The sequence below is a fragment of the Methylobacterium sp. Leaf85 genome, assembly GCF_001422125.1.
In the GTDB taxonomy this organism is placed as follows: Bacteria; Pseudomonadota; Alphaproteobacteria; order Rhizobiales; family Beijerinckiaceae; genus Methylobacterium; species Methylobacterium bullatum.
On sequence record NZ_LMME01000032.1, the window covers coordinates 347,915 to 369,784 of the forward strand.

A 21,870-nucleotide genomic window follows, 5' to 3' on the forward strand; every position below is an offset into this window, starting at 1 on the left:
CGCCCTGCCGGGGCGCTCGGGAACCCGATGAACGAACGCGTCGAACCGACGTCCCTCAAGGACATCAAGCCGTTGCAGACCAACTCCTCCGCGACCGCCAGCCTGCCCTCCGACCACCCGCCCGTGCGCTGGGGCCGGGTCGGCGTGCTCCTGATGAACCTCGGCACGCCGGAGGGCACGAGCTATTGGCCCATGCGCCGCTATCTCAAGGAGTTCCTGTCCGACCGGCGCGTCATCGAGGTGCCGCGTCTGATCTGGTGGCCTATCCTCAACCTCATCATCCTCACGAAGCGTCCCGGCCCGAAGGGTCGGGATTATGCCAGCGTGTGGAACAACGAGCGCAACGAGGGTCCGCTCAAGACCATCACCCGCGGGCAGTCCGAGCGACTGCAGGCGGCGATGGGTGATTCGGTGGTGGTCGACTGGGCCATGCGCTACGGCAAGCCGGAAGTGTCCCTGCGCATCCAGGCGCTGCTCGACCAGGGCTGCGACCGCATCCTGCTGGTGCCGCTCTACCCGCAATATGCCGCCGCCACCTCGGCCACGGCCTGCGACCAGGCCTTCAAGGCGCTGATGCAGATGCGCTGGCAGCCGACCGTCCGAGTCTCGGCGCCGTATCACGACGACCCCGTCTATATCGAGGCCATGGCCACCTCGATCCGCGAGGGCCTCGCCAAGCTCGATTTCGAGCCGGAGGTGATCCTCACCTCGTTCCACGGGGTGCCGAAGAGCTACCTCCTCAAGGGCGATCCCTACCATTGCCAGTGCGTGAAGACGGGCCGCCTCATCCGCGAGGCCCTGGGCTTCTCGACGGAACGGATGCGCACGACCTTCCAGTCGCGCTTCGGCAACGAGGAATGGCTCAAGCCCTATACCGACGAGACCGTGCAGACCCTCGCCAAATCCGGCGTGAAGCGCATGGCCATCGTGGCGCCGGGCTTCACCGCCGACTGCCTCGAGACCCTGGAGGAGCTCGACGGCGAGAACCGCCATTATTTCGAGGACAATGGCGGCGAGCGCTTCGCCTACATCCCCTGCCTCAACGACAGCGATCTCGGGATGAAGGTGATCGAGAACGTGGTCCGCCGCGAGCTTCAGGGCTGGCTCTGAAAAGCCGCAGGATCCGTTCGTCGAGAGCGGATGCGGTTGATGGTCGCCAAGACCGGACGCGGTTGATAAAGGACGCGGCATCAGGCGGCGGGTGAACCATGACGAGACCGGAGGCAGTCGATCCGATCGACACCGTGCGAGCGGATGAGGGAACGCGGCTCCTCGCGCATTTCTCGCAAGGCGGCTACGGCCCGGTGACGCCCGCCGTGCTGCAGCCGGTGGAGCCGTTCCTCGAACTCTCCGGCGAGGACATCCGCCGTCGCATCTTCGTGACGCAGGACGCGGCGGGCGCGGAACTCTGCCTGCGGCCGGAATTCACCATTCCGGTCTGCCGCCAGCATCTGGCGCGGGGCGTGGGCGCCACCGCCGATTACAGCTATCTCGGCCCGGTCTTCCGGCTCGGTTCCGGCGAGGCGGAGGAGTTCCTCCAGGCCGGCATCGAATCCATCGGCCGCACCGACATCCCGGCGGCGGACGCCGAAGTGCTCGGCCTCGCCCTCGAAGGCCTCGACCTGCTCGGAGCCGGTGAGGTCTCGGTGAGGCTCGGCGACATGGGCGTCATCGACGCGCTGCTCGACGGGCTCGGCGTGCCGCCCGCCGCCAAGCGGCGGACGTTGCGGGCCCTCGCGGCGGGCCGCTCGCTGGACGACGTCACCACCGTCGCGAGCGTGGAAGACCCGCATGTCGGGTTGCTGGCGGCGATCCAGGGCCAGGATCCCAAAGGCGTGCGCGCCTTCGTCGAGGACGTGTTGTCCATCGCCGGCATCTCCCGCGTGGGCGGACGCAGCGCCGGCGAGATCGCGGAACGCTTCCTCGCCAAGGCCTCGGCACGGGCCAATGGCGGCGCCGGGCTCAACGCCGAGAACCGCGCCGTCGTCGAGCGCTACCGCGCCATTTCGGGCGATCCGGATCAGGCCGCCAACTCCATGCGGGAGCTCGCCGCCTCGGCGGGCATCACCTACGCGCCGCTGGAGGCCGCCCTCTCCCTGTTCGAGGAGCGGACCGGCTTCATCGCCGCGCGCGGTCTCGACGTGGAGCGGTTCCGGTTTTCAGGCAGTTTTGCCCGCAACCTCGATTATTATACCGGCTTCATCTTCGAGGTGACGCGGGGGCAGGGGACAGCTCCCCTCGTCGGCGGCGGCCGCTACGACGGCCTGCTCCAGCATCTGGGCAGTCCCACGCCGATCCCGGCCGTGGGCTGCGCCGTCTGGCTGTCCCGTGTCCTCACGTCGGAAGGATCGTCCCGTGGCTGAGACCGTTCCGACTTCCCAGGCTTCGCAAGGCGCGGTCGACGGCCCCCTCGTCCTCGCCGTCCCGTCGAAAGGCCGCCTGCAGGAGAACGCCTCCGCGTTTTTCGCGCGGGCGGGATTGAAACTCGCCCAAGGGGCGGGCGCCCGCGACTATCGCGGCAAGCTCGTCGGCGTGCCGGATGTGGAGGTGCGCTACCTCTCGGCTTCCGAGATCGCCAACCAGCTCGCCAGCGGCAGCGCCCATCTCGGCGTCACCGGTGAGGATCTGATCCGCGAGAGCCTTCCCGACGCGCGGGGCCAGGTCGAGTTGCTGACGCCGCTCGGCTTCGGGCAGGCCACCGTCGTCGTCGCGGTGCCGCAGGCCTGGATCGACGTCCGCGCCATGACCGATCTCGACGAGGTCGCGGCCGAACTCCGCATCCGCCACGGGCGCCGCCTGCGCATCGCCACGAAATACGTGAACCTGACCCGGCGCTTCTTCGCCGAGCACGGCGTCGCCGATTACCGCATCGTGGAGAGCCTCGGCGCCACGGAAGGTGCGCCCGCCTCGGGCTCGGCGGAGATCATCGTCGACATCACCACCACGGGGGCGACGCTCGCCGCCAACGCCCTCAAGATCCTCGACGACGGCATCATCCTGCGCTCGGAGGCCAATCTCGTCGCCTCGCTGACGGCGCCCTGGGGCCAAAGCCAGAAGAAGGCGTTGCGCACCGTGCTCGGTCGGATCGCGGCGGAGGAGCGCGCGCGCCTCACCCGCGAGATCCGTGCGGCGATGCCGGCCGACGGCGATCTCGATCTCGCCGGGATCAGCGCCCTGCACGATGCGCAGTTGCCCTACGGCGTGCCGGAAAACCGGAGCGCCGAGATCGTGCTGCACTGCCCGGTGGACGCCACGTTCGACCTCGTGGACGATCTCGTGAAATCGGGAGCGAGCGCGGTCAGCGTCAGGCGGATCGACTACGCTTTCGGCCCGGACAACCCGCTGATCGACCGCCTGCTCACGCGGCTGGGCTGAGGCCCGGCCGACGACGACACCAGGAGGGATCCGGGTTCGGCTCCGCTGAAGGCGGTCATTGGCCGTTGTCGGCGAGCCATTCGTCATGGTCACGGCGCTGGCCCGTATCCGCCCAGGCCTGCAACGAGGGGTAGAGGACGGTTTCCGGCCAGCGCGGGTCGAGCTCCGGCGCCTGTTTCCATGTCAGGTGAACCTGCGCGACCCTTCCGTCCTGCATCTGAAAAAGGGCGTCGTCCCGATCGTATCGACGGGCGATCAAGGTGACCGCCAGGCCGTGGAGGACGTGCCCCGGCACGACCTCCTTGCGGAGTTCGGCTTCCCAGCCCCGGCCGAAGGCGGAGGGGTCATCCGTTCGTACCGGTTCCACCGACTCCCACGGCTCCAGCCATTCCACTCGGTGTCTCTCACGAAGCTCTTGCTGCGCCGTCATGCCGTGGGCGAGCACTGACCGGGACCGGGAGTGTTGGGCGGCATTCTAAAGCGGCCCCTGCTTGGCGAACTCCGAAAAGACGCCGCGCAGGGTCTTCAGGCGGGCCTCGTAGGCCTTGGTTAGGCACGTGACGTCCGCCGCGCAGCTGTGCCGTTCCTGCAGCCAGGCTTCCTGGTCGTCGCGCAGCTTGGCGTTGCCGCCCATGGGCAGGAGCCCGCGCAGGATCTCGAACCGGACCGCCATCTCCACGTCGAGGTCGTTGAGGGAGAGATGGCCGCAGATCGCCTTCTCGTCGGGCGTTTCCGCCTTCTCGCACGGGAAGCTCGCGGCCTCGGCGCCGGATGCGGCCAGTATCATCGCGGCGGCACCCCACCAGACCCGGAAGCGATGCGATGCGATCATGACCCGAATCCCGGCTTGACGATGACGAGGATGACGATGGCCACCATGAGGAGCGTCGGAACCTCGTTGACCATTCGGTAGAAACGGTGATTCCGCGCGTTCCGGTCGGCCGCGAAATCCTTGACCATCCGCGAGAACCAGCCGTGGCAGCCGCTCATGGCGAGCACCAGGGCGAACTTCGCCTGCATCCAGCCCGATGCGTAGAACCCGCTCTGCCAGACGAGGAACAGGCCGAGCAGCCAGGTGACGATCATGGCCGGATTCATGATCGCCTTCATCAGGCGGCGTTCCATGACCTTGAACGTCTCGGACTGGGCCGAGGAGGCCGGCCCCTTGGGCAGGGACGCGTGGTAGACGAAGAGGCGCGGCAGGTAGAGCAGCCCCGCCATCCAGGAGATGACGGCGATGACGTGGATCGCCTTGATCCAAGGATAGAGCGTGTCGGCCATGGTCCGAGGTCAGCGCCGCAATCTGGCGAGCATCCGCTCCACATGGGCGATCGGCGTCTGTGGGGTGATGCCGTGGCCGAGGTTGAAGATGTGCGGCAGCCCTTCCGTCGCCTCGAGCACCCCGTCCACGGCCGCGTCGAGGGCCTCACCGCCCTCGATCAGCGTTTCGGGGTGGATGTTGCCCTGAGTCACCGTGCGCGGCGTGACGGCACCGCGCAGGGCCTTTAGGTCGACGCTCCAATCGACCCCGACGGCGTCCGCGCCAGTCTCCGCCATCACGCGGGCATGGCCTTCGAGGCCCGAGCCCCGGGCGAAGACGATGATCTTCGCGCCCGGCACACGTGCTCTGACCCCATCGACGATGCGGGCGATGGGAGCAAAACTCCAATGCTGGAGGGCGTCCGCCGTGGCGCCCGGCGCCCGCGGCAGCGAGCCCGCATGGGATTCGAAGATCTGGACCGCATCGGCGCCGGCTTCGAGCTGGCGCGACAGGTACTCGATCTGCACCGAGACAAGGCGGTCGATCAGTGCTTCAACCAGGGCGGTCTCGGTATCGGCGAGCGCGCGGGCGGGAGCGAGATCAGGCGTGCCGCGTCCGCCGATCATGTAGCTCGCCACCGTCCAGGGACCGCCGCAGAACCCGAGAAGCGTCGTCTCGGCCGGCAATTCGGAGCGCAGGCGCCGGACGGTCTCGAAGACCGGCTCCAGGTGCTGGAAGATGCTCGGATCGTCGGCCTGTTTCAGGCGGGCGAATTCGTCCCGGCCATGGACCGGGTCGAGACGCGGGCCTTCTCCTTCGACGAAGCGGACATTCTGCCCGAGGGCGTCCGGCACGACGAGGATGTCGGAGAAGAGGATCGCCGCGTCGAAGCCGAACCGCCGGATCGGCTGCAGGGTCACCTCGGTGGCGAAATCCGGATTGTAGCAGAGGTCGAGGAACGAGCCGGCCTTCGCCCTGACCTCGCGATATTCCGGAAGGTAGCGCCCGGCCTGCCGCATCATCCAAGCGGGAGGGATCCGGGACGGTTTGCCGTCGAGAACCTGAAGCAGCGCACGATCGGTGCCGTCACGTCGAGTCATCCGCGTATCCGCCCGGTCCATTTTGATGGGAAGGTACCCTCCCCTTGGAACAGAGCTATGACCTCCCTGCCCCGTCTCGGGAAGATGTTTTGCCGAGGGACGTTGTTTTACCGCAGGACGTCCCCGCTTCTCCGATGCCCACTTCCGAAAGCCCTCTTCCCTGCGAGAGCCTCTGGAGGTGGCCGAAAATCCCTGTCCCCGTCCCGTCTATCTAATAAGAAAAGAGAGATTCTAGGACTCTGTTTTTTCTTTTAGACGGGGGATGACGGGACCGCGAACTTGTCCACACCCCATCCCCGCGCGACCGCCGTTAACGGGGCTTTAACGGGTTCGCGCTAACTTTCGAGAACGGGAAGTCTAATCAGCGACTTGCGCGCCGTGATGGGTCCCCCGTGCCCGAACCCTCCCTGAATCTCCCAAATCGGGATCGGGGCGAGGGTCGTCGTTCTGCATGTTGACGCGAGAGTCGACAACGCGGGGGAAGGTTCCGCCCCCGGCCCGGACAGGGGTGCTTTATCCCCACCTGTCGACTCCGGCCGTCAGGTGTGGTGGATAACCCGGAGATCCCTTACGCCCGTCCGCCGGCCTGGGATGGGAATTTCCGATGAGTCGCAGCTACTTCCACCTCCATCTCGTGTCGGATTCCACCGGCGAGACCCTCATCAATGTGGGTCGCGCCGCCGCCGCCCAGTACGAGGGCGTCTCGGCCATCGAGCATGTCTATCCGCTGGTGCGATCCTCGGCCCAGCTCGAACGGGTGATCTCCGAGATCGAGGCGGCGCCGGGCCTCGTCCTCTACACCCTCGTCGGGCACGACCTCACCGAGCGGCTGGAGGCGGCCTGCCGCGAGACCGGATCGCCCTGCCTCTCCGTGCTCCAGCCGGTCCACGCCCTGCTGCAATCCTATCTCGGCGCGGAGACGACGGCCCGGCCGGGGGCGCAGCACATGCTGAACGCCGAGTATTTCAAGCGCATCGACGCGATGAACTTCACCCTCGCCCATGACGACGGCAACCTGCCCTTCGACATCGACGAATCCGACGTGATCCTCGTGGGCGTCAGCCGCACCTCGAAGACCCCGACGGCGATCTATCTGGCCAATCGCGGGCTGAAGACCGCGAATTTCCCCCTCGTGCCGGGTATGCCGGTGCCGCCCAATCTCGAGAATGCCCGCAAGCCCCTCGTGGTCGGCCTCCTCGCGTCTGCGGAGCGGATCGTGCAGATCCGGCAGAACCGCCTGCTGAGCCTGAAGGCCGACGACACCTCCCTCTATGTCGATCGCGACGCCGTCGCCGACGAGATCGCCGCCTGCCGCAAACTCTGCAACCGACACCGCTGGCCGACCATCGACGTCACGAGGCGGTCCATCGAGGAGACCGCCGCCGCGATCCTCGATCTCCATCGCGAGCACCGGCTCAAGTTCCTCGTGGCGTGAAACGCGAAGCGAGATCCGTCATGACCCGTCTCTGGCTGCCCGAACGGCCGCTCGTCCTCGCCTCCGGTTCGCCGACGCGCAGGCATCTCCTCGAAGCCGCCGGCCTCGACGTGGAGGTCGTGGTCCCGAATGTCGACGAGCGCGGCATCGAGGCCGATTCAGGCCCCCTCGCTCCCGCCGATCTCGCCCGCCGGCTGGCCCTGGCCAAGGCACGGGCGGTCGCGGGAAAGGCCCAAGACAGGATCGTCCTGGCCGCCGACCAGGTTCTCGCCTGCGAGGGGGAGGTGTTTCACAAATCCGCCTCCCTCGACGCGGCGAAACATCAGCTGAGCCGGCTATCCAACAGGACCCATTCCCTGCATTCCGCCGCCGCCCTCATCGTACCGGGACGGGAGCCGGATCTCCTCCACGACGAGGCCCGTCTGACCATGCGGGACCTGAGCGCGTCCGCCATCGACACCTATCTGGCGATCGCCGGGCATGAGCGTGTTACCGGCACGGTGGGGGGATACCAGCTGGAAGGCCTCGGCATCCATCTGTTCGCGGACATCGAGGGCGCCCATGCCACGATCCTCGGCCTCCCGCTGACCGGATTGCTCGACCGGTTGCGCAGCCATGGCTGCCTTGCTTTCTGATCCCGAACGCCGCGCGAGACCCCTTCATGATCAAAGCCTTCGTCGTCGGTCATCCGATCGCCCATTCTCGGTCGCCGATGATCCACGGACACTGGCTCTCGACCCTTGGGCTCGACGGGTCCTATGAGCGGATCGACGTGGCGCCGGAGGATTTCGAGGCCTTCCTGCGCAGCCTGAAGGCTGCCGGGTTCGCCGGCGGAAACGTGACCCTGCCGCACAAGGAAGCCGCCTTCGCCGGGGCCGAGGTGCTGACGGAGGCGGCCAGGCGGATCGGCGCGGTCAACACGCTCTCCTTCGACGGGCAGGGACGTCTCGTCGGCGACAACACCGATGCCGCCGGCTTCACCGCTCATCTCGACGAGACCCTCGGGGCGGACTGGCTCGGCGCCGATGCGCGAGACGTCGTGATCCTCGGAGCGGGAGGAGCGGCACGGGCCGTCGTCGCGGGCCTTCTCGACGGTCCGGCGAACCGCATCCGGGTTGCCAACCGCACGCGCTCGCGGTCCGAGGCCATTGTGGAGCTCGACCCGTCCCGCGTCGAGGCCATCGACTGGGACGGGCTTGACGACGCCCTTCATGGCGCACGGCTTCTCGTCAACACCACCTCCCTCGGTATGACCGGCAAGCCGCCCCTCGACATCAAGCTGGATCGTTTGCCGGCTGAATGTGCCGTGGCCGACATCGTCTATTCGCCTCTGGAGACCCCGCTTCTGGCGGCAGCTGCGGTGCGAGGGCATCGTGTGGTCGACGGGCTCGGCATGCTGCTGCATCAGGCCGTGCCGGGTTTCGAGCGCTGGTTCGGGACCCGTCCGGTGGTCACACCGGAACTGCGTGCCCTCATCGTCGCCGATCTGGTCGCGAAGCGATGACCCGGCCGTTCATCCTCGGCCTCACCGGCTCCATCGGCATGGGGAAATCGACCACTGCCTCCCTATTCGCCCGGCGCGGCGTCCCGATCCATGACGCGGATGCGGCGGTGCGGCGTCTCTACGCGGCGGGGGGAGCGGGTGCGCACCTCATCGCGGGCCTGTTCCCCGACGCCATCGCGGAGGACGGCTCCGTCGACCGCGCGCGCCTGCGGGACCAGGTGCTCGGCCGGCCCGATTCTCTCGCCCGGCTGGAAGCCGCGATCCATCCCCTCGTCCGAGGGGAGGAACAGCGCTTCCTCGAGGAGCACGGCGACGCCTCCCTGGTGATCCTCGACATCCCCCTCCTGTTCGAGACCGGTGGGGAAGACAGATGCGATGCGGTTCTGGTGGTGACGGCCGATCCCGAGGTTCAGCGGCAGCGTGTGCTGGCTCGCCCCGGCATGTCCGAGGCGGCGTTCGCCGCGATCCTCGCCAAGCAGTTGCCCGATGCCGACAAGCGCGCCCGGGCAGACTTCCTCATCGATACCGGGCTTGGCCTTGCTGATGCCGAAAATCAGGTCGACGCTCTCATCCAACGCCTCGTCGGCGCAGGTACGGCCTGACCGCTTGCTTCGTATTCCCTCGAATGGACCGCACCATGCTCCGTGAGATCGTCCTCGACACCGAGACCACCGGGACGGATGCCAAGAACGGGGACCGGCTGATCGAGATCGGCTGCGTCGAGCTCATCAACCACATCCAGACGGGGGTGACCTTCCACCGCTACGTCAATCCGACACGGCCGGTCTCGCAGGGCGCGTTCGGCGTCCACGGTCTCTCCGACGCGTTCCTGGCCGACAAACCCGTCTTCTCGGCGATCGTGGACGATTTCGTCGCCTTCTGCGGCGATTCCCCCCTCGTGATCCACAACGCGCCCTTCGATGTGGGCTTCCTCAACATGGAGTTCGCCCGGCTCGGCGACAGCGGGCCGCCGCAGATCGACCTGGGGGCGGTGGTCGACACCCTGCAGATGGCGCGGCGCAAGCATACCGGAGCCTCCAACAGCCTCGATGCGCTTTGCGTCCGCTACGGGATCGATACGACGCGGCGGACCAAACACGGGGCGCTCCTCGACGCCCAGATCCTGGCCGAGGTCTATATCGAACTCCTCGGCGGCAAGCAGACGAGCCTCGGCCTCGCCATGGTCGAGACCACGGAGCCGGCCCGGGCCATCGCCTCGGGCGACGGACCCATCGCCGTGGAACCGCGCCGATTGCGCAACCGTTTGGACCCCTTGGAAGTGCGCCAGCACGCGGCTTTCGTCGCTACCCTCGGTTCCAGCCCGATCTGGCGCGACTACGTCAGCGAGAACGACGGTGAGTGAAACCCGTTAGGTGCAATGCAATAAAAGACATATTGCAATGCAATAGAACCAGCCTACATCTTTGCACATCGAGTCGGCGCGGAGGCGAATCAAGCCCATCGTCGATGCGGGATGTCTGTGTATCCAGCATCGATCGGATCCGTCGTCCACTCTCCCAGCACCCAAGAAAGCGATCATGCGATGGCTGATCACCCGAACCGGACGCGTATGGACGATCTCGTCGAAGCGACCAAACTGACGGGGGCAGGACGCCTGCAGGAAGCAGCCGATCTCATCCAACGCGGCCTCTTCGGCCGGCACGATGCCGAGACGTCGGGACAGATGGTCCAGGTCGGAGGCGGCGAGGCCGCAAAGCCCGGCCATCCGAAGGCCGGCTCGATGACGGAGGGCCTGCAGGACCATCTGCGCGAGGCTTTGGATCAGGTGGCGCGGAAGTTCGGGTTGTCGTCGCCATCCGGGCAGGCGGGTCAGGGCGTGGTCGCGCCGGGATCGGCGCCGTCGGGATTCTCCGGGTTCGATCCCACCAACCTGTTCCGGGACGGCAAGGTCCCGGCTCCTCCCGCCGGCGAGGGGACTTTCACCGAGCATGCGTTCGCCAACGATGCGGGCGCACGCGACTACAAGCTTTACGTTCCGAGCAGGACGGTTGCCCAGCCTCCCCTCCTCGTCATGCTCCACGGCTGTACCCAGTCGCCGGACGATTTCGCGGCCGGCACCGGCATGAACCGTCTGGCCGAGACGGAGGGATTCCTCGTCGTCTATCCCGCCCAGAGCATGAGGGCGCACGGCCAGCGGTGCTGGAACTGGTACCAGCCCGGGGACCAGGAACGCGGTTCCGGTGAGGCCGAGATCATCGCGGGTCTCACCCGCGCGGTGATGAGCCAGTACAAGGTCGATGCGCGCAGGGTGTATATTGCAGGCCTCTCGGCCGGTGGCGCCGCCGCCGCCAACATCGCCCTGGCCTATCCCGACCTCTATGCCGCCGTCGGCGTGCATTCGGGTCTCGCCGCGGGTTGCGCCGGTGACATCTCCTCGGCACTGACGACCATGCGTCTCGGGCCGTCGGGGTCCGTAGTGGTCCCGCCGGCGGAGACCGCGCGGGTGCCGACCATCATGGTCCATGGCGAGAGTGACGGCACCGTCCATCCGCGCAACGGCGATCATGTTCTCATCCAGGCCGGCGTCGAGGCCCTGCAGCCGTCCGTATCGGATGGAACCGGCCCCGGCGGCCTGGCCTATATCCGCACGCGCTATGCCGACGCGTCCGATCGGGTCGTGGTGGAAAGCTGGTTGGTGCGCGGCCTCGGCCATTCCTGGTCGGGTGGCGACCCGGCGGGCAGCTACACCGATCCGCGCGGCCCGGATGCGTCACGGGCGATGGTCGACTTCTTCATGGCTCACCGTCTGGACCGGCCGCGCCACTGACCCTCCGGTCCCGTCAAACGGCGACGTTGTCGATGAGCCGCGTCGAGCCGAGATAGGCGGCGACCAGGATGCGGGTCGGTCCCGTGGCGTGTTCCACCGGGGCCAGCGTGTCCGCATCGCACACGCTGAGATACTGGACCGTGCTGAACCCGGCCTCGATCAGCCGTTCGGTCGAGGCGGAGACGAGCGCCGAGGCCGCGTTTCCCGCTCTCAACCCTTCGGCGATGGTCACCAGCTCGCGGTGGAGAAGGGGTGCGATCCGCCGCTCGTCCGCATCGAGGTAGCGGTTGCGCGAGGAGAGGGCGAGGCCGTCCTCCTCCCGCAGCGTCGGCACGCCGCCGATGGCGACGGGGATGTCGAGGTCGCGCACCGCGCGGCGGATGACCTGCAATTGCTGGAAGTCCTTCTCGCCGAACAGGGCGGTATCGGGCTGGACCTGATTGACGAGCTTCGTCACCACCGTGGCGACGCCGGAGAAATGGCCCGGCCGAAAAGCGCCGCACAAGCCCTCGCTGATGCCCGCCACCGTGAGGCTGGTGGAGAAATCCGCCGGATACATCGTCTCCACGGTGGGACAGTAGGCGGCATCGACGCCCGCCTCCGACAGGAGCGCGAGATCGGCCTCGGTGTCGCGCGGATAGCGCGAGAAATCCTCGCTCGGCCCGAACTGCGTCGGGTTGACGAAGATGCTGACGACGACCCGCTCCCCCAGTTCCCGCGCCCGGCTCACGAGGGAGAGGTGACCCTGGTGCAGGGCACCCATGGTGGGCACGAGGACGACACGGTCGCCCGCCGCCTTCCAGGCGCGGATGCAGGCCCGAATGGGATCCACCGCGTCGAACCGGACCGGGGTGACGGGCGAGGCTTGGCTGCTCATCGGGGCTCTTCGGCAGGGCTCTGAGGGACGTCGATAGGCCTTCGACTATCCCAACTCGGCGCCGGAAAGCCAGATGCCGCGAGCGGCAGAGGTCAGTTGCAATAGGGCAGCAGGGACCGGCCGAAGGGATCGTCCACGCCCAGCGCCGGCTTGAAGCCGTAATAGCTCGGTTTCCCGAGCCCGTAGGTCGATCCGACATAGCTCGGATCGTCCGGCGCGTCGGTGGGGATGGGCACGCTTCTCGGGATGCAGGCGACCCGTCGGGGTCTCGCACGCTCCCGTCGCGGCGTGCTGTCCTCGTCCGCGCGTGGGAAGTAACGCGGCGGCGGCTCGGCTCCCGGGACAGGGCGGTTGGCCTCCACGCCGTAGGGGGTGGACCAGCGCTCCCGCGCGTCGGCGGCCCGGGCCGGGCCGCACAAGACGGACGCGACGAGGCCTGTCACGACGAAACTCGCCGCGATCAGTACCCTCGCGGCATGGCCTCCTGCTGTCTCGCGCCCTCGGCTCATGTCATCCCGCTGCGTGCTCCCGTTGCCGGAAGCCCTGTCGACAGGCGTTCACCGCCCAACTCACCGTCCCTGGACGAGGCTCGAAATTCTCAGAACAGGGTGAATGAAAGGTTACCGCCGCAAAGCCCGACCATCGAGATCCGCCAACCGGGTGACCGGCTCGGCGGAAGGCCTGTCGATCTTGAACGGCTTCGACAGGTTGCCGGCTAAAAGAACGAGGTCCGGCTTCGCTTCCTCGGCTCGGCCATAGAGCGACGCGTCGAGGGCCGAGAGCGCCTCGGCGATGACGGGAGTGGAGCGCCAGAGGCGCGCGAGTTCGGGTTCGCGCTCGAAGACCGGGTCGAGGGCGGCGCGGAAACCCAGTCCGTCGCCGGCCTCCGCGTGGCGTGTGAGCTCGCGGCGTGTCGCACGGTCGAGGCGCAGGGTCCGCGAGCGTCTCGGAATGCCAAAGCCGATGAGGGCGAGGCCGAACCCGAAAGCGCCCACGGCCGCAGCCGCGACCAGCATCGGCGAGGCCGGAGCGACGGGTTTGGCGTCCTCGTCCCGATCGGGCAGGCCGCCACCGATCTGGCGGGCCGGGATTTCCGCTTCGCGCAGGGTCCGCGAGACGGTGTCGAACCAGGAAATGGTGATGGCATCGAGCGGGACGATCTCGGTGACGGCGGGGCGCACGTCCCATTGATAGGTCGCCCGCGCCACCGGCCCCGTCGGCGTGATGATCGTCTCGCGGGTCACGGGACCGGCGAAGGTGAGGATGCCGCGTGTGCGCATCACTGGCCGCGGTGGCAGCCCTTCGGCCACCAGCCCCTGCGCCTCCAGGGTGACGATGCGTCTCGTGGTCTCGCCGATCTTCACCGTTTCGGGGTCGGGGCTCCAGGAATCGGTGATGGTCACGTCCCGCGCCGGCAGCCACCACGGCTCCTTTACGTCCGGACCGCCCACCGGTTTCGTCCAGGTGGCGACGGGCAGCGAGACCGGGACGGAGGGAACGTCCACCACCTTGCGGGTGCCGCCATCGTTGATGGTGAGGCGGTGGATGAACGGGTCGATGGTGAAGTCGCCCGGATGGTGCGGGAAGATCGCGATGGTGCGGTCGAAGGCCACCGCCACCTGTCCGTCCGGCAGGCGGGTCTTCGACCAAGTGTCGCGACCGAGTTGGGTCCAGCTGAAATTCGCCAGCGACGGCTGGACCACCTCCTCCAGCAGGATTGCCTGCCGGTAGACGCCGCGAATGTGGAGCAGCACCATCTCTCGCGAAAAGGGCGCCGCGTTGCCGTTGAGCTCCGGCGTCACCGTCAGGGTGAGGTCGCCGGGGGAGATTTCGGCATGGGCCGGAGCGGCGAGGAGCAGGAACGCGCCGAGCATGAGGATGCCGCGCCGGGCGTGATCCCTTCCCCCTTTGTGGGCTGGAAGGTCATGATCGGACAGCGTGAGACGTTCTCCTCTCCCCGCACGCGGTGAGAGGGCCGCGACGACCCCGTCGTCGTCGCGGCGAGGCGGCAGCCGAGGGTGAGGGGGCTCGTCCGAAGGAGTCGCTTTCGGACGAGCCCCCTCACCCTCGCTCCGGCTTTCGCCTCCGCTTACCGAAGGCACGACGAGGTGCCTTCGGCCCTCTCCCCGCGAGCGGGGAGAGGGGGGATACACCGGCATCTCTCCGCTAAAGCTCACCATGGGTTGCTTCCCGCCGGGACCGCCGTGCCCGCTTCCACACGCACCGCCTGCTCGGCTTTCAGGCGCAGCTTGAGATACCGGCCCGGATCGTCGGGCAGGGTCTGGAGCCAGAGGCGGTCGGGGCGGATTTCGTGCGCCTCGAAACTCTTCGTCACGCGCCGCACCTCGCGTTCCGGAGCGGCGGCGACCATGGCGGAACCGGCGCCCGTGCGTCCACGACCGGCGGCATCGCTGGCCGAGCCCCTCGCTTCCCCTTTGCCGGAATCGACCGATTGCTGCTCGGCCTTGCCGCGCCGCGCCACCTTGCTGTTGCCCGGCGTCGAGGAGGAGGTGCCCCCCTCCTTGTTGCCGGCCAGTCCCTCACCGACGGAGGAGGCCTTCATGTCGTCGTTCGGGTCCTGGTTCGAGGTCTTGTTGTAGCGCGAGCCCACCGTCGCCGTGGCATTGGCGAGGCCGCCGCCCTTGCCCGGATCGCCCGGCCCCTCGGCGACGAGACGCGCGACGAGGGAGCGGTTGGCCTGCGCATCCGCATCGCGCGGGTTGTATTGCAGAGCGACGTCGTAGGCGTCGATGGCGCCCTGGTAGTCGCCGGAACGCGCGAGCGCATTGGCGAGATTGTAGGCGTTGCGCCGACCGCCGTTCCGGAAGATGGCGATGGCCTCCTCGTAGCGACCCGCCTCGTAGAGCGCGGGGCCGCGCCAGGCCGGATCGGCAAGGATGGTGACGGCGGCACCGGGCAGGCCGAGGCTCATCAGGCTGCGACCGAGCGTCGTGCGCGGCTCGGAGACCAGGGTGAGGCCGAGAATGCCGGCTCCCGCCAGCGCGATGCCGGCGATCCTCGCCCAGCCGGTCCAATGCCGGGGGAGAGGAAGACGATCGGACAGGGAGAGACGCGCCGTGCTCATCAGGCGCTCCTGCGGAACAGGACGAGGGCGGGAAACAGGGCGAGCAGGATCAGCCAGCGTCCGAGATCGGCGAAGGCGAGCACGGTGTAGCCGCCCGCCGCCAGATGCTGCGCCGTGCTGGCACCCACGATGTCGAGGAGGGCGGCGGGCCTGTCGAGATCGACGGTCACGCCATTGCCCGCGCCGGTGACGCGGTCGAGAGCTGTCCGGTCGGGTTTCGGCGAACCGTCCGGCAGGGCCTTGGTGGCCGGCACGAACACCGCATGGAGGTGCCAGCCCTTGGTCCGGATCGCAGTGGCTTCGCGCAGGGCCGCATCGCCGATCCCGTCGCCATCGGTGACGAGGACCACGTCCCCGGCGATGACCCCAGCTTCTTCCAGGGTCCGGCGCGCGATGGCGAGGCCGCGCTCCGGATGGGTGCCGCGATCGGGCACGGTGTCGCCGTCGAGGGCGAAGAGGACGAGGCTGAGGGCGTCGCGGTCCGTGGTCGGCGGGGCGGCGAGATAGGCGTCGCCGGCATAGACCACCACGGCGACGCTGCGGGTGCTCGCTGCCTGGGCCACGCTGTCGGCGATCTGGCGGACCTCCTTGAGATGACCGCCCTCGGCCACGGAGCGCGAGAGATCGATGACGACCACCGTCGCATCGAGGTTGCGGAAGGTGGCCGCATCGGGACGCTCGATGGCCGGCCCGGTGAGGGCGAGGGCGATGATCCCGGCCGCGATGGCGGCGGCGAGGTTGGCTTGGCGCCGCCCGCCGAGGACGGCCCCCCGCGTCTCGAGGAATGCCATGAGGCCGGGATCGACGGCCTTCGCCCAATCTCCCAGCGGGGCCGAGCGCCAGGCCGCGCGCAGGGCGAGGACGAGGATGACGGGAATCGCCAGGAGCCACCAGGGCCGCAGGATCGCGAAGGAGAGGAGGGCGCTCATGCCTTGCGCCTCGCCGCCAGCAGGCCCGCCGCGCACAAGAGAGCGAGGCCGGCCGGCCAGGGCCAGAGGTCCTGGCGCAGGGGCACCGGGGGGGCCTTGGCCCGGCCTCCCTCGATGGCGTCGATGGAATCGGCCATGGCGATGAGGTCGTCGGTGGTCTTCACGCGGAAGAAGGTGCCGCCGGTGGAAGCCGAGATCTCGCGTAGGGTCTCGGCATCGACGACATCCTGCTCGCCGTCGGCATTGGACATGTCGCGGGGGCCGAGGGCGATGGTGTGGACCTTGACGCCGAGTTCCTTGGCCAGAGCCGCCACGTCGCGCGGCGTGGTCTGGCCGGCATTGTTGGCCCCGTCCGTCATCAGCACCACCACCTTCGATGTGGCCTGCGGAATGTCGGACGCCTCGCCGGAGGTCGCCGGCACCAGCCGCTTGAGGGCAAGGCCGAGACCGTCGCCGATGCCGGTGGAACGGCCGACGAGGCCGATCGTCGCCTCGTCGAGGGCGCGCGCTACCGTATTGGTGTCGAAGCTCGGGCTCGCGGCCACGTAGGATTCGTTGGCGAAGATCACGAGGCCGATCCGGTCCCCGGCCCGGCGGCGGATGAAGTCGGTGCCCACCCGCTTCACCGCAGTGAGCCGCGTCACGGTCTCGCCGTCGATGGCGAAGTCCCGCCTCTCCATGCTCCCGGACAGGTCCATCACCAGCATGATCTCACGGCCCGAGGCCGGAAGCGCGGTGGCGGGCAGGACGAGGCGGGGTCCGGCGAGCGCCGCGACCAGGGCGGCCCACAGGGTCCAGATCAGGAACGAGCGACCGCGCCCGCGCGCCGCCACGCCATCCCCCCGGGCGGAGCCCATCACGACGGTGGCCGGAACGCGCAAGGCGCCGCTCGATCCCATCCGCTCGGGCGGCAGCAGCCGGGCCGCGAGGAAGGGCAGCGGCAGGAGCAGCAGCGCCAGGGGTGCGGCGAGATCGAAGGCCGAGAGGAAGGCGGTGAACCAGGCTGGCATCGGCTCAGGCCCTGATCCGCGCGAAGAGGCGGCCGAGTTCGGAATCGAGGGTCTCGACGTCGGCCGGGGAGGAGCGCCGGTACAGGCCCTCCGTCACGACCCTGCCGACGCCCTCGCTGAAGACATCCGTGGAGAAGAGGCGGTCGAGGGTGGCGGCCCAGTCGCGTCCCTGGGTCGAGGCGGCCTCGTCGCCGGCGAGCGTCCGGGCGAGGCGCCGCAACAGGCGGGCCTGCGCGATGAGGCGTGCCTCCGGGGGAAGCGCCCGCGTCTCGGCGAGGCCGCGCAGGGCCGAAGCCCGCACCGAGGCTTTCGAGCGCGCCCGCATCAGCCTGACGAGGCCGACGAGAAGGGCCGCAACGAAGCCCAGCGCGATGGCCAGCACCACCTCGCCCTGCGCGCCGCTGCCCGCATCGGCCGGCAGGTGCAGGCCGCGCAGCTGGGTGAGATCGGTGGGAGAGGCGAGGGGGGTCACGCGCTACAGCACCGCATCGAGACGTTCCATCAGCGGAGCATAGGCCTCGGGGCCGGCCTCGGCGTCGAGGCGCAGGCCCTCGATCCCGCGTCGGGCATAGGCGATGAGTCGGTCGTCGGGTGCGCCGTCCGTATTGGCGGCGGAACGCCCGACCTGAACCGTGCCGCGCTGCCCATCCGGCGTGGCGAACGGAAAGAACCCCGCCGGCTTCCTGCGCTCGAACGCATCGCTGACGAGGACGAGGCGGATCGACAGGCGCTCGGCCAGCACGGTGAGCAGGTGGTCGAATTCAGGCCCCGGCGCGTCCAGCGCGCTGCCGATGACGAGATGTCCGCCGGACGGAAGCAGGCTCGCCGCCACGGTGAGGCTTCGGTCGAGGGGAGGGTCCGTCCTGTCCGAGGCCGCGAGCGCCTGGGCGTGGGCCATGGCCAGCGCACCCGTCACCGCCGTCATGGCCCGCTCGCCGCCGCCGGGACGGACCACCACCGGCTCCCCCGAGGACGCGGCCACGAGGCCGATCCGGCCGCCATCGCCGACGATGCGCCAGCCCAGCAGCACCAGGGCTTCGGCCGCCGCCACCGAGCGCAGGGCGCGGCGCGTGCCGAACAGCATGGAGGGGCGGAAATCCGCCAGCAGCACCACCGCTCGGTCGCGCTCGTCATGGTGGGTCCGCACGTGGAGGATGCCGGTGCGGGCGGTGGCGTTGCGGTCGATATGGCGGCGGTCGTCGCCCTCGGACCAGAGCCGCACGTCGTCGGGCTCCGATCCGCGTCCGCGCCGCCGCGTGACGATGCCGCCGGGAAGGCCCGCCAGGGTGCGGGTGGCCGGCGAGATCCCGCGCCGCGCAAGGTGGCGCAGGCCCATCAGGGCCTCGCCCGACAGATGGATGCCGGGTCCGTGCGCGGAACCTGTCGGGAGGCCGGGATTGGACGCCATGGCTGTGTCTACGCGACCATTCCGCCTCAGAGCGCCCGGACCCGCTGGACGAGGCCCGTGATGATGCCCCGCGCGGTCTGTCCCTCGGCGGCGGCGCGCCAGGTGAGACCGATCCGGTGCGCCAGGGCGTCGGCGGCGAGATCGGAGATATCCTCCGGGATCACGTGGTCGCGGCCGCGCAGATAGGCCCGCGCCTTGCCGGCGAGCATCAGCGCCAGCGTCCCGCGCGGGGAGGCCGGATGCTCGATCGAGGCGCGGAGATCCGGGGCGGCCTTGTCGGTGCGGGTGCCGGCCACGAGCCGCACCAGATAATCCTTGAGGGCCGACGAGACGTGGACGTTGAAGGCCGCCGCGCGCGCGGCGCGGATCTCCGCCACGGTGAGCTTCACCGACATCGCCTCGGCATGGTGGTTCAGTTCGCCCTCGACGAGGTCGAGGATGCGGCGCTCGGAGGCCTCGTCGGGCATCTCCACCACCACGTGGAGGAGGAAGCGGTCGAGCTGCGCTTCCGGCAGGGGGAAGGTGCCCGCGTGCTCGATGGGGTTCTGGGTCGCCACCACCATGAACGGGTCGGGCAGGACATGGGTGTGACCGGCGACCGTGATCTGGCCCTCGGCCATGGATTCCAGTAGCGCCGACTGGACCTTGGGCGGGGCGCGGTTCACCTCGTCCACGAGGATCAGCGAATGGAACAGCGGGCCGGGCAGGAACTCGAAATCGCCGGCATCCTGGCGCCAGACGGTGGTGCCGGTGAGATCGGCCGGCATCAGGTCGGGCGTGCACTGGATGCGGGCGAAGCTGCCGTCGAGCCCGTCCGACAGGCGCTTGACCGCGCGGGTCTTGGCGAGGCCGGGCGCACCCTCGATGAGGAGATGGCCACCAGTGAGAAGCCCGATGAGCAGGCGCTCCACCAGGGTCTCCGCGCCGATGAGCCCATGGCTCAACCCATCGCGCAGGGCGAAGACGCGGGCACGCAGGGCCTCGTCGGCGACCGGCACCGTCGAGGTGGCGGGACGCGTGGCCAATGTCGCATTACTCATGAGCGGGTCATGATCGTGGCAGGGCCGGCGTACAGCACCATGCGCGTCTCCTCGGGCGGATTCTTAAGAGATCCCTATGTCGATCGGGTGTGCATGCAGCGGAGCACCGGCGTCAATCCCGTGGGACGTTTCCCGTGAAACACGAGGGTGAGATCGGGCAGAATGCCCGACCACCGGGATTTCATGAAGTCGAGTGCATGCAGAGCGGATTTCTCTGCCGATCCGAAGGATTTAGGCCGGAATTCGGCGTTATGTCGCATCCCGCGCGACGCCGGTGGAAACCGAGGGACGGCCTCCCGGTTTCCGTCTCAACCCAGCGGGCAGACTGGAGCAGACCATGAGTGCGGACCTCTTCCCCGGCTTCAGCGCGGACTGGATCGACATTCCGGAGGGGCGTTTCTTCGCCCGCAGCGGCGGCCGGGACGATGCGCCTCCCGTGATCCTCCTCCACGGATTTCCGCAGACCCATGCCTGCTGGCACCACATCGCGCCGGCTTTGGCCGAGACCCATCGCGTGGTGTGCCTGGATCAGAAAGGCTACGGCTGGTCGGAAGCGCCCAAGGGTGACGCCCGCCACGACGTCTATTCCAAGCGCCGCATGGGACGCGACGTGGTGGCGGTCATGGAGCGGCTCGGCCATGTCCGCTTCGCACTCGTGGGTCACGATCGCGGCGCGCGGGTGGGCTACCGCCTCGCCCTCGACGAGCCGGGCCGGATCGAGCGCCTCGCCCTCCTCGATATCCTGCCCACCCTCGTCCAGTGGGAGCGGATCGAAGCCGATCCCGACGTGTCGTCGCATTGGGCATCCCTGGCCCGGCCGGCCCCCCGTCCGGAGGAGGAGATCGGCCGCGATCCGGTCGCCTATTTCGAGGGGCTCCTCCGGCAATGGAGCAACGCCCGAAGCCTCGACCCCTTCGCTCGGGAAGCCTTGCGCCTCTATCGCGACAACTGGACCGTTCCCGAGCGCATCCACGCCTGCTGCGAGGATTACCGGGCCGGCGCGACCCGCGACCGCGAGGCGGATCTCGACGACCTCGCGGCGGGCAAGACCTTGTCCTGCCGGACCCTGATCCTCACCGGGGACGGTTATCTCGACCATTCGCACGAGACCCCCCTGGCGGCGTGGCAGCGCACCTTCGCGCCGAAGGCCGAGGCCGTGGACATCACCTCCGGCCATTTCCTGGCTGAGGAGAACGCTCCCGAAACCCTCAAGGCCCTGCGGTCCTTTCTCGGTGACTGACGCGCGAAGCGTCACCGTTTCGTCATGGGCCGGCGACATGCAGCGCCCATGACCGCGCTCTTCGCCTCGCCGCTCCCGGAATTCGTCAATTCCGCCATCAGCCTCGTCGTCGCGTTCGTCCTCGGCACGATGATCGGGGCCGAGCGGCAGTATCGCCAGCGCACGGCGGGCCTGCGCACCAACGTGCTGGTGGCGGTGGGGGCCGCGGCCTTCGTCGATCTCGGCATGCGCCTCGAAGGAACGCGCGGCGCGGTGAGCACGGTCGCCTACGTCATCTCGGGCGTCGGTTTCCTCGGGGCCGGCGTCATCATGAAGGAGGGGATGAACGTCCGCGGCCTCAACACCGCCGCCACGCTCTGGTGTTCGGCGGCGGTGGGGGCTTTCGCCGGCGCCGACTTCCCCCTGGAGGCCTGTTTCGTCACGGCGGCGGTCCTGTCCGGCAACACCCTGCTGCGGCCCCTCGTCAACGCCATCAACCGCGTTCCCATCGACGAGAGCCAGACCGAGGCCACCTACGAAGTGCAGATCACGGTTCCGGCCGAACATGCCGGCCCCGCCCGCGACCTTCTCGTGGAACGGCTGGAGTCGGCGCATTACCCCGTCGGCGGAACCGAGGTGGTGGAACGCGGCGAGGAGACGGTGGAAGTGGTGGCGACCCTGGTGGCGACGGCGGTGGACTCCGCCGAACTCGATGCCGTGGTGGCCGGGTTGGAGCGCGACGAGCGGATCAGCCATGCGACCTGGTCGGTCCAGACCGCCGATTGAGCGCGCTCGCGGCCATTGCCGCCGCGTGGAAACGACCAACCTAGACCCGTGAT

General features: G+C 68.8%; 24 protein-coding genes. 11 read left to right on the forward strand and 13 right to left on the reverse strand.

Going from position 1 to position 21,870, the window contains the following annotated elements; genetic code table 11:
* Positions 1-27 precede the first annotated feature (27 nt).
* The 3 genes from hemH (at position 28) to hisG (ending at position 3,375) form a co-directional block, all read left to right on the forward strand.
* Positions 28-1,110 (forward strand): ferrochelatase, encoded by a 1,083-nt coding sequence (gene hemH / locus ASF08_RS19490; RefSeq protein WP_056148732.1) that lies wholly within the window; start codon positions 28-30, stop codon positions 1,108-1,110.
* Positions 1,111-1,208: 98 nt separating this feature from the next.
* Positions 1,209-2,363, forward strand: coding sequence for an ATP phosphoribosyltransferase regulatory subunit (locus tag ASF08_RS19495; protein ID WP_056148734.1), 1,155 nt, complete (start codon positions 1,209-1,211; stop codon positions 2,361-2,363).
* On the forward strand, positions 2,356-3,375 hold the full coding sequence (hisG, locus tag ASF08_RS19500) for an ATP phosphoribosyltransferase (RefSeq protein ID WP_056148736.1): 1,020 nt from the start codon (positions 2,356-2,358) through the stop codon (positions 3,373-3,375). Before ASF08_RS19495 ends, hisG begins: the two co-directional genes overlap by 8 nt.
* A 55-nt stretch (positions 3,376-3,430) precedes the next feature.
* Here the strand turns inward: hisG and ASF08_RS19505 are convergent, their stop codons facing one another.
* From ASF08_RS19505 to hemE, 4 genes are all read right to left on the reverse strand, one after another.
* Entirely contained in the window at positions 3,431-3,769 is a 339-nt protein-coding gene (locus ASF08_RS19505) for a hypothetical protein (protein WP_056148738.1), read from the reverse strand.
* Positions 3,770-3,850: 81 nt separating this feature from the next.
* Complete coding sequence (locus ASF08_RS19510; protein WP_056148744.1) at positions 3,851-4,207, reverse strand: lysozyme inhibitor LprI family protein; 357 nt, start codon at positions 4,205-4,207, stop codon at positions 3,851-3,853.
* On the reverse strand, positions 4,204-4,656 hold the full coding sequence (hemJ, locus tag ASF08_RS19515; protein WP_056148746.1) for a protoporphyrinogen oxidase HemJ: 453 nt from the start codon (positions 4,654-4,656) through the stop codon (positions 4,204-4,206). The genes ASF08_RS19510 and hemJ overlap by 4 nt, the downstream gene beginning before the upstream one ends.
* Positions 4,657-4,665: 9 nt before the next feature.
* Entirely contained in the window at positions 4,666-5,736 is a 1,071-nt protein-coding gene (gene hemE / locus ASF08_RS19520; protein ID WP_056148748.1) for a uroporphyrinogen decarboxylase, read from the reverse strand.
* A gap of 604 nt (positions 5,737-6,340) precedes the next feature.
* On the opposite strand from hemE, the gene ASF08_RS19525 reads away from it, so the two are divergent.
* The 6 genes from ASF08_RS19525 to ASF08_RS19550 all read left to right on the forward strand — a co-directional run bounded on the left by ASF08_RS19525 (position 6,341) and on the right by ASF08_RS19550 (position 11,463).
* Entirely contained in the window at positions 6,341-7,171 is an 831-nt protein-coding gene (locus tag ASF08_RS19525; protein ID WP_018045933.1) for a pyruvate, water dikinase regulatory protein, read from the forward strand.
* A gap of 20 nt (positions 7,172-7,191) precedes the next feature.
* On the forward strand, positions 7,192-7,806 hold the full coding sequence (locus ASF08_RS19530; RefSeq protein WP_056148750.1) for a Maf family protein: 615 nt from the start codon (positions 7,192-7,194) through the stop codon (positions 7,804-7,806).
* 26 nt (positions 7,807-7,832) lie between these two features.
* Positions 7,833-8,675 carry a shikimate dehydrogenase gene (locus ASF08_RS19535; protein WP_056148752.1) on the forward strand — a complete coding sequence of 281 codons (843 nt, stop codon included), beginning with the start codon at positions 7,833-7,835 and terminating at the stop codon, positions 8,673-8,675.
* Positions 8,672-9,277, forward strand: coding sequence for a dephospho-CoA kinase (gene coaE, locus ASF08_RS19540; RefSeq protein WP_056148754.1), 606 nt, complete (start codon positions 8,672-8,674; stop codon positions 9,275-9,277). The genes ASF08_RS19535 and coaE overlap by 4 nt, the downstream gene beginning before the upstream one ends.
* Before the next feature lie 35 nt (positions 9,278-9,312).
* Positions 9,313-10,038 (forward strand): DNA polymerase III subunit epsilon, encoded by a 726-nt coding sequence (gene dnaQ, locus ASF08_RS19545; protein WP_056148867.1) that lies wholly within the window; start codon positions 9,313-9,315, stop codon positions 10,036-10,038.
* Positions 10,039-10,218: 180 nt separating this feature from the next.
* The gene (locus tag ASF08_RS19550) at positions 10,219-11,463 is read left to right on the forward strand and encodes an extracellular catalytic domain type 1 short-chain-length polyhydroxyalkanoate depolymerase (RefSeq protein WP_056148756.1); all 1,245 of its coding nucleotides are present in this window, start codon (positions 10,219-10,221) and stop codon (positions 11,461-11,463) included.
* 13 nt (positions 11,464-11,476) lie between these two features.
* Here ASF08_RS19550 and panC read toward each other — a convergent pair whose 3' ends face one another.
* The 9 genes from panC to ASF08_RS19595 form a co-directional block, all read right to left on the reverse strand.
* A complete protein-coding gene (panC, locus tag ASF08_RS19555; protein ID WP_056148758.1) occupies positions 11,477-12,340 on the reverse strand; it encodes a pantoate--beta-alanine ligase in 864 nt (287 codons plus the stop codon).
* A gap of 92 nt (positions 12,341-12,432) precedes the next feature.
* Positions 12,433-12,849 carry a hypothetical protein gene (locus ASF08_RS19560; protein WP_244474587.1) on the reverse strand — a complete coding sequence of 139 codons (417 nt, stop codon included), beginning with the start codon at positions 12,847-12,849 and terminating at the stop codon, positions 12,433-12,435.
* Positions 12,850-12,960: 111 nt separating this feature from the next.
* Positions 12,961-14,214, reverse strand: a complete 1,254-nt coding sequence (locus ASF08_RS19565; protein ID WP_056148759.1) for a BatD family protein — start codon at positions 14,212-14,214, stop codon at positions 12,961-12,963.
* A 299-nt stretch (positions 14,215-14,513) separates the two neighbouring features.
* Entirely contained in the window at positions 14,514-15,425 is a 912-nt protein-coding gene (locus tag ASF08_RS19570) for a tetratricopeptide repeat protein (RefSeq protein ID WP_056148761.1), read from the reverse strand.
* Positions 15,425-16,354: a vWA domain-containing protein gene (locus ASF08_RS19575; RefSeq protein ID WP_056148764.1), complete on the reverse strand. Its 930-nt coding sequence runs from the start codon at positions 16,352-16,354 to the stop codon at positions 15,425-15,427. Before ASF08_RS19575 ends, ASF08_RS19570 begins: the two co-directional genes overlap by 1 nt.
* Positions 16,351-17,364, reverse strand: coding sequence for a VWA domain-containing protein (locus ASF08_RS19580; protein WP_056148768.1), 1,014 nt, complete (start codon positions 17,362-17,364; stop codon positions 16,351-16,353). Before ASF08_RS19580 ends, ASF08_RS19575 begins: the two co-directional genes overlap by 4 nt.
* Before the next feature lie 4 nt (positions 17,365-17,368).
* Complete coding sequence (locus ASF08_RS19585; RefSeq protein ID WP_056148771.1) at positions 17,369-17,836, reverse strand: DUF4381 family protein; 468 nt, start codon at positions 17,834-17,836, stop codon at positions 17,369-17,371.
* A 3-nt stretch (positions 17,837-17,839) separates the two neighbouring features.
* On the reverse strand, positions 17,840-18,772 hold the full coding sequence (locus tag ASF08_RS19590; RefSeq protein WP_018045946.1) for a DUF58 domain-containing protein: 933 nt from the start codon (positions 18,770-18,772) through the stop codon (positions 17,840-17,842).
* Positions 18,773-18,798: 26 nt separating this feature from the next.
* Complete coding sequence (locus ASF08_RS19595; protein ID WP_056148773.1) at positions 18,799-19,812, reverse strand: AAA family ATPase; 1,014 nt, start codon at positions 19,810-19,812, stop codon at positions 18,799-18,801.
* Positions 19,813-20,149: 337 nt separating this feature from the next.
* Between ASF08_RS19595 and ASF08_RS19600 the strand changes: the two genes are divergently transcribed.
* Entirely contained in the window at positions 20,150-21,052 is a 903-nt protein-coding gene (locus ASF08_RS19600) for an alpha/beta fold hydrolase (protein WP_056148776.1), read from the forward strand.
* Between the two features lie 48 nt (positions 21,053-21,100).
* Positions 21,101-21,817 carry an MgtC/SapB family protein gene (locus ASF08_RS19605; RefSeq protein WP_056148778.1) on the forward strand — a complete coding sequence of 239 codons (717 nt, stop codon included), beginning with the start codon at positions 21,101-21,103 and terminating at the stop codon, positions 21,815-21,817.
* Positions 21,818-21,870 lie beyond the last annotated feature (53 nt).